This window comes from Amycolatopsis acididurans (genome assembly GCF_012328925.1).
Classification (GTDB): Bacteria; Actinomycetota; Actinomycetes; order Mycobacteriales; family Pseudonocardiaceae; genus Amycolatopsis_E; species Amycolatopsis_E acididurans.
This window is the reverse complement of the sequence record NZ_JAAXLS010000018.1, coordinates 121,751-132,019: the sequence shown is the minus strand read 5'-3', so window position 1 is coordinate 132,019 and position 10,269 is coordinate 121,751. Positions and strand designations below refer to the sequence as shown.

12 protein-coding genes and 1 pseudogene are annotated in these 10,269 nt (G+C 68.2%); 5 read left to right on the top strand and 8 right to left on the bottom strand.

Annotated elements, in window-relative coordinates; translation table 11 throughout:
* The 6 genes and pseudogenes from HFP15_RS44185 to HFP15_RS24025 form a co-directional block, all read right to left on the bottom strand.
* A pseudogene (locus tag HFP15_RS44185) lies at positions 1-113 on the bottom strand (aminoacyl-tRNA hydrolase); the annotation flags it as partial.
* Positions 94-1,164 carry a phosphoribosylformylglycinamidine cyclo-ligase gene (gene purM / locus HFP15_RS24045; RefSeq protein ID WP_168518991.1) on the bottom strand — a complete coding sequence of 357 codons (1,071 nt, stop codon included), beginning with the start codon at positions 1,162-1,164 and terminating at the stop codon, positions 94-96. The pseudogene HFP15_RS44185 and the gene purM, both read right to left, overlap by 20 nt.
* A 27-nt stretch (positions 1,165-1,191) precedes the next feature.
* Complete coding sequence (gene purF, locus HFP15_RS24040) at positions 1,192-2,715, bottom strand: amidophosphoribosyltransferase (protein ID WP_168518990.1); 1,524 nt, start codon at positions 2,713-2,715, stop codon at positions 1,192-1,194.
* 94 nt (positions 2,716-2,809) lie between these two features.
* The gene (locus HFP15_RS24035; protein WP_168518989.1) at positions 2,810-3,184 is read right to left on the bottom strand and encodes a hypothetical protein; all 375 of its coding nucleotides are present in this window, start codon (positions 3,182-3,184) and stop codon (positions 2,810-2,812) included.
* Positions 3,171-3,410: a DUF397 domain-containing protein gene (locus tag HFP15_RS24030; RefSeq protein WP_168518988.1), complete on the bottom strand. Its 240-nt coding sequence runs from the start codon at positions 3,408-3,410 to the stop codon at positions 3,171-3,173. The genes HFP15_RS24035 and HFP15_RS24030 overlap by 14 nt, the downstream gene beginning before the upstream one ends.
* Positions 3,411-3,648: 238 nt before the next feature.
* Positions 3,649-4,527: a Sco1979 family transcriptional regulator gene (locus HFP15_RS24025; protein ID WP_168518987.1), complete on the bottom strand. Its 879-nt coding sequence runs from the start codon at positions 4,525-4,527 to the stop codon at positions 3,649-3,651.
* Between the two features lie 149 nt (positions 4,528-4,676).
* Between HFP15_RS24025 and HFP15_RS24020 the strand changes: the two genes are divergently transcribed.
* On the top strand, positions 4,677-5,510 hold the full coding sequence (locus HFP15_RS24020; protein WP_168518986.1) for an SAM-dependent methyltransferase: 834 nt from the start codon (positions 4,677-4,679) through the stop codon (positions 5,508-5,510).
* Here the strand turns inward: HFP15_RS24020 and HFP15_RS24015 are convergent.
* Positions 5,507-5,887, bottom strand: coding sequence for a sterol carrier family protein (locus tag HFP15_RS24015; protein WP_168518985.1), 381 nt, complete (start codon positions 5,885-5,887; stop codon positions 5,507-5,509). The two genes, HFP15_RS24020 and HFP15_RS24015, sit on opposite strands and share 4 nt — an antisense overlap.
* Positions 5,888-5,942: 55 nt before the next feature.
* Here HFP15_RS24015 and HFP15_RS24010 point away from each other — a divergent pair, with 55 nt between their 5' ends.
* The 4 genes from HFP15_RS24010 (at position 5,943) to HFP15_RS23995 (ending at position 9,664) form a co-directional block, all read left to right on the top strand.
* The gene (locus tag HFP15_RS24010; protein ID WP_168518984.1) at positions 5,943-6,566 is read left to right on the top strand and encodes a type VII secretion system-associated protein; all 624 of its coding nucleotides are present in this window, start codon (positions 5,943-5,945) and stop codon (positions 6,564-6,566) included.
* Positions 6,567-6,693: 127 nt separating this feature from the next.
* Positions 6,694-7,488, top strand: coding sequence for a lysozyme (locus HFP15_RS24005; protein ID WP_168518983.1), 795 nt, complete (start codon positions 6,694-6,696; stop codon positions 7,486-7,488).
* A 181-nt stretch (positions 7,489-7,669) separates the two neighbouring features.
* Positions 7,670-8,539: a lysozyme gene (locus HFP15_RS24000; protein ID WP_168518982.1), complete on the top strand. Its 870-nt coding sequence runs from the start codon at positions 7,670-7,672 to the stop codon at positions 8,537-8,539.
* A 117-nt stretch (positions 8,540-8,656) separates the two neighbouring features.
* Positions 8,657-9,664 (top strand): Rv0361 family membrane protein, encoded by a 1,008-nt coding sequence (locus tag HFP15_RS23995; protein ID WP_168518981.1) that lies wholly within the window; start codon positions 8,657-8,659, stop codon positions 9,662-9,664.
* On the opposite strand, the gene HFP15_RS23990 is transcribed toward HFP15_RS23995, so the two are convergent.
* Positions 9,658-10,242, bottom strand: coding sequence for a helix-turn-helix domain-containing protein (locus tag HFP15_RS23990; protein ID WP_168518980.1), 585 nt, complete (start codon positions 10,240-10,242; stop codon positions 9,658-9,660). The genes HFP15_RS23995 and HFP15_RS23990 overlap by 7 nt on opposite strands.
* Between the last annotated feature and the right edge of the window lie 27 nt (positions 10,243-10,269).

The window sequence follows — 10,269 nt, the reverse complement described above, 5'->3', positions numbered from 1 at the left end:
GTGTTCACGCCCTGCCCGCCCGGCCCGGAGGAACGCGAGAACCGCTCGCGCAACTCCGCGGCGGGGATCACGAGACGGCGCGTGACCGCGAGGTCAGAACCTGGGGTGGTCACCCGAGAGCACCGCCCGTGGCCCGTCCGCATCCTCCGCCGCGCGGACTTCGCCGAGCGTCCACGCCGGCACGTGCCGCGCGGTCAGCACGGCGAGCGCCCGGTCGACGTCCTCGGCGCCGACCACGGCGACCATGCCGACGCCCATGTTGAACGTCTTCTCCATCTCGGCCCGCTCGACCTTGCCGCGCTGCGCGATCAGCGCGAACACCGGCGCCGGCGTCCACGTGCCGCGCTCCAGCTGCGCGCACAGCCCGTGTGGCATCACGCGCGCCAGGTTCGCCTCCAGGCCACCGCCGGTGATGTGCGCGAACGTGCGCACCTCGGCCTCCGCGGCGAGCGCGAGGCAGTCCTTGGCGTAGATCCGCGTCGGTTCGAGCATCTCCTCGCCGAGCGTGCGGCCGAACTCCTCGACGTGCCCCTCCAACGGCATCCGCGCGATGTCCAGCAGCACGTGCCGGGCCAGCGAGTACCCGTTGGAGTGCAGGCCGGACGAGCCCATGGCGATCACGACGTCACCCGGCCGCACGCGTTCTGGCCCCAGCAGGCCGGACGCCTCCACGACGCCGACACCGGTGGCCGACAGGTCGTAGTCGTGCTCGCCCATCAGCCCGGGGTGCTCCGCGGTCTCGCCGCCGAGCAGCGCGCAGCCGGACTGCACGCAGCCCTCCGCGATGCCGCCGACCAGCGCCTCGATCCGCTTCGGCACGACCTTGCCGACCGCGATGTAGTCCTGCAGGAACAGCGGTTCGGCGCCGGTGACCACCAGGTCGTCGACCACCATCGCGACGAGGTCGATGCCGACCGTGTCGTGCTTGTCCAGCGCCTGCGCCACCGCGATCTTCGTGCCGACACCGTCGGTCGAGGACGCGAGCACCGGCTCCTTCCAGCGGTCCAGCTTGAGGGAGAACAGTCCGGCGAACCCGCCGACCCCGCCGAGCACCTCGGGCCTGCTGGCGCGCTCCGCATGCGGTTTCAGCAGCTCGACGGCTTCGTCACCGGCATCGATGTCGACCCCGGCGGCGGCATACGTGGCGTTCGTGGATTCGCTCACGGCAAGCGGACTCCAGACTGATCAGGCTCAAGGACGCCGGACGGCATCCCCAGCACCGTACCCGGCTTGGGTGACGGGCCGGGCCGGACCGTCGGTCCCTTCCAGGCTTTCCAACAGGTGCTTGCCGACAAGTGCCTCGTCCGGCAGCGGAATCGGGTATTCGCCACTGAAACAGGCCGTGCACAGCCGCGACCTCGGCTGCTCGGACGCGGCGACCAGACCGTCGAGCGAGACGTATCCCAGCGAGTCCGCGCCGATCAGCCTGCGGATCCCGTCCAGGTCCGCCCCGTTGGCGACCAGTTCGGCCCGCGAGGCGAAGTCGATGCCGTAGAAGCACGGCCAGCGCACCGGCGGGGACGCGATCCGGACGTGCACCTCGAGCGCGCCGGCCTCGCGCAGCATCCGCACCAGCGCGCGCTGGGTGTTGCCGCGCACGATCGAGTCGTCCACGACGACCAGCCGCTTGCCGCGGATCACCTCGCGCAGCGGGTTGAGCTTGAGCCGGATGCCCAGCTGCCGGATGGTCTGCGACGGCTGGATGAACGTGCGCCCGACGTAGGCGTTCTTGACCAGGCCCTGCCCGTAAGGGACGCCGGACTCCTGGGCGTAGCCGATCGCGGCGGGCGTGCCGGACTCGGGAACGGGGATGACCAGATCGGCCTCGACGGGGCTCTCCTGCGCGAGCCGCCTGCCGATGTCGACGCGCGTGGCGTGCACGCTGCGGCCGGCGATCGTGGTGTCCGGGCGGGCGAGGTAGACGTACTCGAAGACGCAGCCCTTGGGCTCGGGGCTGGCGAAGCGGGAGGACCGCAGCCCTTCGGCGTCGATCGCGATCAGCTCGCCCGGCTCGACCTCGCGCACGAACGACGCGCCGATGATGTCCAGCGCGGCGGTCTCGCTCGCGACGACCCAGCCGCGCTCGAGCCTGCCGAGTACGAGCGGGTGCACGCCGTGCGGGTCACGCGCCGCGTAGAGGGTGTCCTCGTCGGCGAAGACCAGGCAGAACGCGCCGCGCAGGGTGGGCAGCAGCTCCAGCGCGGCGGCCTCGATGCCCTTGTCCGCGGCGTTCGCGGCGAGCAGGCCGCAGACCAGGTCGGAGTCGCTGGAGGACCCGGTCAGCCCGGCGTGCGCCTTGAGCCCGGCGGCCTGGGTGCGGTCGCGCAGCTCGGCCGTGTTGACCAGGTTCCCGTTGTGCGCGAAGGACAGCCCGCTGCCGGTGGCGGTGGTGCGGAACATCGGCTGGGCGTTTTCCCAGGTGGACGAGCCGGTGGTGGAGTAGCGGCAGTGCCCCACCGCGATGTGTCCCTGCAACGAGGACAGCACCTGCTCGTCGAACACCTGGCTGACCAGGCCGAGGTCCTTGAAGACCACGATCTGCTTGCCGTCGGACACCGCGATGCCCGCGGCTTCCTGCCCACGGTGCTGAAGCGCGTACAGCCCGTAGTAGGACATCTTGGCGACCTCTTCGCCCGGTGCCCACACACCGAAGACACCGCATTCCTCACGGGGTTCGGATTCGGGCTGGTCGTGCGAGATGTGGTCGGAAACCACGAAACTGCTCCCTGGGGACGCTGCGGCCGGGCCAGCTTCAAGTGTAGGTCGCGCGACCGCCCGGATCAGCCGGGCCTGACGTGACGTTGCGCTCTCAACCAGCGGCGGCGAGCCACTTCGCGCGGCCGCCCTCGCCCGGTACCCAGCAACCGGTGACCCTCCGGCCACCGCCCGCGTAGTCGTCGGCGAGCTCCACCAGTTCGTCGAGAACGGTGTGCGCGGTGCCGCGGCAGCGCCAGAGCATCCGGCGCGGGTTGAGGATGTCCTGCTCGTCGCCGGGCACCCGGAAGGCCGTCACGTCGTCCTCGGCGTCCATCCGCAGCACGTCCACGACGGAGTGGTGGGCGCGGATGCCGACGACGGCGACGACGCTGCCGTTCTTGTCGCGCGGGTGGATGAAGCGGTAGCCGCGGTCGATCAGGCTCAGCAGCCTCGCGTCGACCGAGGTGGTGTCGTCATCGGAGAACATCGTCGAACTCGCCGTCCTTCGCGCCCGCGAGGAACGCGGCCATCTCGTCGCGTGTGTAGACCAGAGCGGGACCGTGCGGGAAGCGGGAGTTGCGGACCGCGATCTCGCCCGTGGGAAGCGTTGCGACCTCGACGCAGTTGCCGAGGGCGCCACTGCGCTTGCTCTTGCGCCACGACACGTCGGTCAGGAGGTCCGCGGACGCACCATTCGCGAATCGCTCAGCCATCTTCGCCACCTTCCCCATTCGGCCAGCGGCAGTGCAGATGCACGTGCATTTGCACCGTACGCAGAAAGCTACCACTGAGACGTGCACACGTAAATGCACGAGTCGATGCACGTGCAGTTGCATGTGTTTTTCTAGCTTCCCGACGGTGAATCACGTCAGGTGCAGCCGGAATCGATCGGGTGAACCGTAGCCAAAACTCCGGGTGTCTCACCCGGGTAAGTGATTACGCAGCGTGGTACTAGATCTCGGCGATGCGCTTGATCAGCATCTGCCTGCTTCGATCGGGTGTTTCCGCGTCGACGGTGAGCCGGTCGAAAGTACGGCCGTAGAGCTCCAGTTCGTCGGACTTCTCCAGGTAGAGCGCGCCGTCGAGTCGTTCGATGTAAGCGATGTTCGGCAACTCGGGTTCGGCGAACTGGAGCAGCGAGAAAGCGCTTTCGGCCGCGTATCCGCTCATGTCGAACGGCACGATCTGCAACGAGATATTGGGCAGCTTGATCAGTTCCAGCAGGTGCTCGAGCTGCTCTTTCAGCACTGCGGCGCTGCCGACCGGGCGATGCAGCACCGCCTCGTCGAGCACGGCCCACAGCCGGGGCGGTTTCGGCCCGTTGAGCAGTTTCTGCCTGCGCATCCGGATCGCGACGCGACTCTCGACCGCGGGATCATCGGAATCGAGATTGCCCCGGCCGACCACGGCTCGGGCGTAACTCTCGGTCTGCATCAGGCCGGGCACGAACATCAGCTCGTAGGTGCGGATCCGGGTGGCCGCCTCTTCCAGTCCGATGTAGTTGTCGAACCAGTTGGGCAGCGTGTCGTTGAAGCGGTGCCACCAGCCTGGCTGGTTGGCCTGCTTGACCATCTCCACGGCCCAATCGCGTTCGGACTGGTCGTGGACGCCGTACATGGTCAGCAGGTCGACCACGTCGCGTTCCTTGCAGCCGACGCGGCCCAGCTCCATCCGGCTGATCTTGGACTCCGACGCCCGGATCTCCCAGGCGGCCGCGGCACGCGTGATGTTCGCGGCCTCACGCAGGCGCCGGAGCTGCGTACCGAGGATCATCCGCCGCGCGGTTGGCCCGGTGCCTTGCTCCAAACCGGAGGAGTCGACCTGAGCCATAGCGGACCTTTCTGACTCGACTGACAGCCCAGCCTATGAAGGTACACCGCGGTGCGTCGCGGTCAACCCACATCGTGCATTTACGCATGCGGCCCGTCCGCCTACGCTACGTACGTTGTGTTCCACTCCACACTGCCGGGAGAACTTCGATGACCGGTGCCACGGCTCCGTACCCCAATGCTGTTCCCGTCGGCGTGGACCCCACCAGGGCGAGTATCGCCAGGGTCTACGACGCGGCGCTCAACGGCAAGGACAACTACGAGATCGACCGTGAGGTGCTGGCACAGGTCCGTACGGTCGCCCCGCAGGTCAACGACCTTGCGTGGTCCAACCGCAACTTCCTGACCCGGGCTTGCCGGTTCCTCGCCATGCAGGCCGGCATCGACCAGTTCCTCGATCTCGGCTCCGGGCTGCCCACCGCGGAGAACACGCACCAGATCGTGCAGCGGGTCAACCCCGAGGCGCGCGTGGTCTACGTGGACAACGACCCGGTGGTGCTCGCGCACGGCAGGGCCCTGCTCGAGGAGAACGAGTTCACCCACTTCGTCGCGGCCGACATCTTCAAGCCGGACGAGGTGCTCGGCAACGAGGTCGTGCGCAAGGAGCTGGACTTCTCGCGGCCGATCGCGGTGTTCCAGGTCGGCACGCTGCACCACTACCTCGGCGAGGACGCCCCGGAGCTGATGCGGGTCTACCTGGACGCGCTCGTGCCCGGCTCCTACACGGCGATCGCGCACTTCTACGACCCGCAGGACGAGGAGCACAGCAAGCTCGCCCGCAAGATGGAAGAGAAGTTCGTGCACAGCCCGATGGGCAGCGGCCGCTTCCGCACGCACGCGGAGATCCAGGCCATGTTCCCCGGGCTGGAGATGGTCGAGCCGGGCCTGGTGCTGTGCGACGACTGGTGGCCGGACGGCCCCCGCATCCAGCCGCTCAACCTCGTCCAGGAGTGCATCGTCGGCGGCGTTGGCCGCAAGCCCTAAAGCCGGACGACCGGCAGCCAGTGTGCGAGGTCGGCCCGGGTGCCGGAAGCGGTGACCCGGCCGCCCTCCACCGCGTCTGTCCACTGTAGACGGCCGGTCGCGAGTTCGAGCCAGGTGCGCGGATCGGTTTCGATGACGTTCGGCGGAGTGCCCCTGGTGTGCCGCAAACCCTCCACGCACTGGACTGCGGCGAAGGGCGGCACGCGAACTTCCACACTGCGCCCGGGCGCGTCGGCGGCCAGAGCGCGTAGGCTTAGCCGCACGGCCGCGGCCAGTGCCGGACGCGCCGGTTTCTCCGCTTCTCCGCTCAACCAAGCCGAGATCGCCATCAGCGCGGCGCGTAACTCTGCGGGGTCGACCGAACGCGAAGCAGGCATGGGGAAACAGTAGAGTGAACATCCGTAGGACGGCACGCGAGACGTGGGGTTGAACATGGCGCAGCGGGACGAAGCAGACCGGCTCGTACCGAATCCCCAAGCCACCGGACGGCTCACCAAGCCGAAGATCACCGAAGAGATGCGCGCCAACGCCAGGGCGAATCCCAACAGCTGGCTCTATGTCATCGACGAGGCCTTCGATCCCGGCGGCCCGGTGCCCTCGTGGGCCGTCGTCGGCGCATACCCGGTGAACGCCTCGGGCAAGATCGTCGAGGACTTCCACCGCAACGACCGCTACCGTCCCTCGCCCAAGGCGCTCGGCTTTCCCGAGCCCGGCAACGAACTGGAGCGGCTGCTGCAGCTCGTGCGCACCAATCACCGGCCCGCCGAGGACCTGCCGCCGGTGATCCTCGACGCGACGCTGTTCGTCTACGCCATGTCGCCGTTGCAGCGCACCGTGATCGGTTTCCACAACTCCGACGGCCGGGTCATGGTTCCGGCGTACACCTCGAAATCCCTCGTTCCGGGTGAATGGCCGCACGCCCGCGCCGTTCTCGGCCGCGACATGGTCCCGTTGCTCGCCGGTCACCCGGTGGCCATCAACCCGCACGACGCGATCACCGCGGTCGTGCCCGCGGAGCACCTCGTGCAGGCGCTCGCCGACGAGGGGCGCCGGTAAGACAGCTCACATCCGACCGGTGAAGATCACTCCGAAGAGTGACAACCGATTCGCAAAATGCGCTCTATAGAGGCATCGTGGCATCCCTCGGAGGATGGGAGTCGCCGTGCGTCTATGGAGATCAGGGATGCGCTGGACCAGCGCCGCCCTTTGTGTATCGAGTGTGCTGACCGCGGCCGTCGAACCGGCCGCGGCGACCGAACCCGCTGACTACAGCCTGGCCGGGTCGACATCGGCGGGCTCGCAGATCGCCCGTGTCGAAGGTGGCGCCGGGGTGCCCCGGTTCAACGAGAACGCCGGAACGCTCGGTCACGACGTGAGCGGCCACCAGGGTGACGTGGACTGGCCCGCCGCCTGGAACGGCGGTGCGCGCTTCGTCTACATCAAGGCCACCGAGGGCACCGGCTACACCAGTCCGAACTTCCCCCAGCAGTACAACGGTTCCTACGACGCCGGCCTGCTCCGCGGCGCCTACCACTTCGCGCGGCCCGACGTCTCCACCGGCGCCGCGCAGGCCGGCTACTTCCTCGACCACGGCGGCGGCTGGACCCCGGACGGCCGCACCCTGCCCGGCGCGCTCGACGCCGAGTACAACCCCTACGGCGACGCCTGTTACGGCCTGAGCCCGGCCGCGCTGTCGGACTGGCTGCGCGACTTCTCCGACGCCTACCGGGCCCGCACCGGCCGGTTCCCCGTCATCTACACCTCGACCAGCTGGTGGAACCGCTGCACCGGCGGCAATTCCGGCTTCGGCGCCAACAACCCGCTGTGGGTGGCGCGGTACAACGACACGCTCGGGGCGCTGCCCGCGGGCTGGACGGTGCAGACGATCTGGCAGTACGCCGATTCGGGCAACCTGCCGGGCGACCAGAACCTGTTCAACGGGACCATGGACCAGGTGCGCGCGTTCGCCGCGCGGTGACCGAGGTCTAGTCCATCGGGGCGACGACGAAAGTCGGCTTCCACCCGAAAATCATCCACCCGGCACCCAGAGTTCACGGAACTTGATGACAAGTCGGTATGTCGTCATCAAGAATCACGCGCGGACGGCTCCCTGCACACGACCGTCCACATGCGAGGGCAACTGGAAGGAACTGGCGCACATGTCCACCCCCCGAAGAACATGGCGGCACGTCGTCACCGGAGTGGTCACCGCCTCCGCGGCGGCATTGCTCCTGGGTGCGGTCACCCCGGCAAGTGCCGCGCCCGAAAGCTCGACCGACGAGTACGTGGCAGGTAACGATCACGAGATGGGTTCACAGATCAGGCGCGTCGAGGGCGACCACTCCACGCCGCAGACCAGGGCCGACGCACAGCGGCCGCAGGGCCTCAACTCCGACGGCCAGGAGGCGACCGCCACCGTCGAGGGCATCGACGTCAGCGGTCACCAGGGCAACGTCGACTGGGCGAGCTACTGGAATCAGGGCAAGCGATTCGCCTACGTCAAGGCCACCGAGAGCACCACCTACGTCAACCCGTACTTCGCCCAGCAGTACAACGGTTCCTACGACATCGGGATGATCCGCGGCGCCTACCACTTCGCCACACCCGACACCGCCGGCGGCGCGGCGCAGGCCAACTACTTCGTCGACCACGGCGGCGGCTGGTCGGCCGACGGCAAGACCCTGCCCGGCGCGCTGGACATGGAGTACAACCCCTACGGCGCGACCTGCTACGGCCTGTCCAAGAGCGGCATGGCCGCGTGGATCAGGGACTTCTCCGACACCTACTACGCGCGCACCGGCAAGTACCCGACGATCTACACGTCCACGAGCTGGTGGAGCCAGTGTGTGGACGGTGCGTTCGCCAGCACGAACCCGCTGTGGGTGGCGCGATACTCCTCCAGCGTGGGCACCCTGCCCGACAACTGGAGCGTCTACACGTTCTGGCAGTACAGCTCCAGCCCGATCGACCAGAACACGTTCAACGGTTCCTACGACCGCCTCGTCGCACTGGCGAGCAACCACGACTGAGTGATTCGTCCGGGTGTTCCCGGCGAAGATCGGGCGGGAACATCCCGTGATCAGGTGGCGGGAACCAGACTTGTCGCCATTACGTCCGAAAGGCGTATTGAGCGAAAGGGCGGCGCCATGACGTATCCACCACAGCCGGGCCAGCCGGACTATGGCCAGCAACCGGGTCCCTATGGTCAGCAACCTGGTGGGTACGGCCAGCAGCCGGGTGGCTATCCACCGTCCGAGGGCTTCCCGCAGTACGGGCAGCAGCCGGGGTATGGACAGGGCTATCCCCAGCCGTACCCGCAGCCCGGTGCCGGCGGTGGTGGCGGATACCCGCCCACCGGCCAGTTCCCCGGCTACGGCACTCCGCCGCCGGGGGGTGGCGGCGGCAAGAAGGGGCTGTGGATCGGGCTGTCCGTCGGGCTCGTGGTGATCCTCGCGGCGCTGGGCATCACCGGTTTCGTGGCGCCGGGCTTCTTCCTCGGCAAGGACAGTGAGAAGCCGGACGCGACCGCGTCGGCCATTGTGGACGCTCTGGCCAAGCACGACAAAGCCATGCTGAAGACCTTCGTGTGCGCCGACGCGGACAAGGACGTCAGCGACCGCATCGACGATTCCGACGCGATCACGAGCGCGAAGCTGGTCAACGTGGCGGCCAACGGGAACTCGGCGACGGTGAACGTGGCGGTGTCGACCAAGTACGGCAGCAGCACCGCGACCGCGACCATGGCCAACGAGAACGGCAAGTGGTGCTGGCAGAAGATCTCGATCAAGTCGCAGAGCCCGTCGTCCTCCAGCAGCAAGAACCGCTCGTCCTCGCCGACCAGCAGCAGCAGCTCTTCGTCCGGCGGTTCGAGTCTGGGCAAGACGGCGGTCGACGGCTTCATCGCCAAGGTCAACGGCGGCGACGTCGCCGGTGCGATGGCGCTGGTGTGCACGGCCAACACGTCGGAGGTCCAGCCCACGGTGAGCAAGGCGGCCTCCGGCGGGACGAACCTGACCGCGGACGTCTCCGGTGCCGGTGCCATCGCCTTCGGGTCGTTCGAGGGCACCCTCGGCGGTGAGCGGGTCACGGACGGCTTCATCAGCACCGATCGCGACGGCGAGAACGCCTGCATCGACAGCTTCGAGGCCTACTGATCCACCCGCATGCGGCCGAGGCCCGGCAGCCTCGGCCGCATGATCAACGCAGCCACGTAGTACGTGCAGGGGACGTCGGAGTGGTTGGCGTAGGCGAGTGTGACGTCCGCGGCGAGGTAGAGCGAGTCCCCCTCGCCGAGGATCACCACCTCACCGTCCACGGTCAGCGTGAGCGTGCCGGACCGGACGACGATGAACTCGTGCGATCCCGCCGCGTACGGCGGGTAGGTGCCCGCCTCGCACCCCGGCGGCAGCGTCGAGGAGATCCACTCGAAGTTCACGCCCGGCACGACCGGGGTGAGGATCGTGCGCTGCCAGCCGCCCGGCTCCTGCACCGTGTCCTGCTCCGCGGCACGGCGCAGGATCATCCGCTGCGGCTGGGCGATCAGGTGCGCGAGCGACACGCCGAGCCCGGTCGCGATCCGGTCGAGCACCACGATGGTGGGTGCCTTCGCGCCCCGTTCCACCGACGACAACATGCTGACGCTGACCGACGAGCGGTCGGCGAGTGTCTGCAACGTCAGCCCGCGTTCGGTCCGGGCCTGCTGAATTCGTTCGCCGAGGGCACTCAGGTCCATGTATCCTATAGTAGTGGATTCTTCTCC

Excerpts from the sequence above, each read along its gene's own strand:
- HFP15_RS24035 (WP_168518989.1), bottom strand. The coding sequence starts at position 3,184 with ATGTTCTCCGATGACGACACCACCTCGGTCGACGCGAGGCTGCTGAGC.
- HFP15_RS24030 (WP_168518988.1), bottom strand. The coding sequence starts at position 3,410 with ATGGCTGAGCGATTCGCGAATGGTGCGTCCGCGGACCTCCTGACCGAC.
- HFP15_RS24025 (WP_168518987.1), bottom strand. The coding sequence starts at position 4,527 with ATGGCTCAGGTCGACTCCTCCGGTTTGGAGCAAGGCACCGGGCCAACC.
- HFP15_RS24020 (WP_168518986.1), top strand. The coding sequence starts at position 4,677 with ATGACCGGTGCCACGGCTCCGTACCCCAATGCTGTTCCCGTCGGCGTG.
- HFP15_RS24015 (WP_168518985.1), bottom strand. The coding sequence starts at position 5,887 with ATGCCTGCTTCGCGTTCGGTCGACCCCGCAGAGTTACGCGCCGCGCTG.
- HFP15_RS24010 (WP_168518984.1), top strand. The coding sequence starts at position 5,943 with ATGGCGCAGCGGGACGAAGCAGACCGGCTCGTACCGAATCCCCAAGCC.
- HFP15_RS24005 (WP_168518983.1), top strand. The coding sequence starts at position 6,694 with ATGCGCTGGACCAGCGCCGCCCTTTGTGTATCGAGTGTGCTGACCGCG.
- HFP15_RS24000 (WP_168518982.1), top strand. The coding sequence starts at position 7,670 with ATGTCCACCCCCCGAAGAACATGGCGGCACGTCGTCACCGGAGTGGTC.
- HFP15_RS23995 (WP_168518981.1), top strand. The coding sequence starts at position 8,657 with ATGACGTATCCACCACAGCCGGGCCAGCCGGACTATGGCCAGCAACCG.
- HFP15_RS23990 (WP_168518980.1), bottom strand. The coding sequence starts at position 10,242 with ATGGACCTGAGTGCCCTCGGCGAACGAATTCAGCAGGCCCGGACCGAA.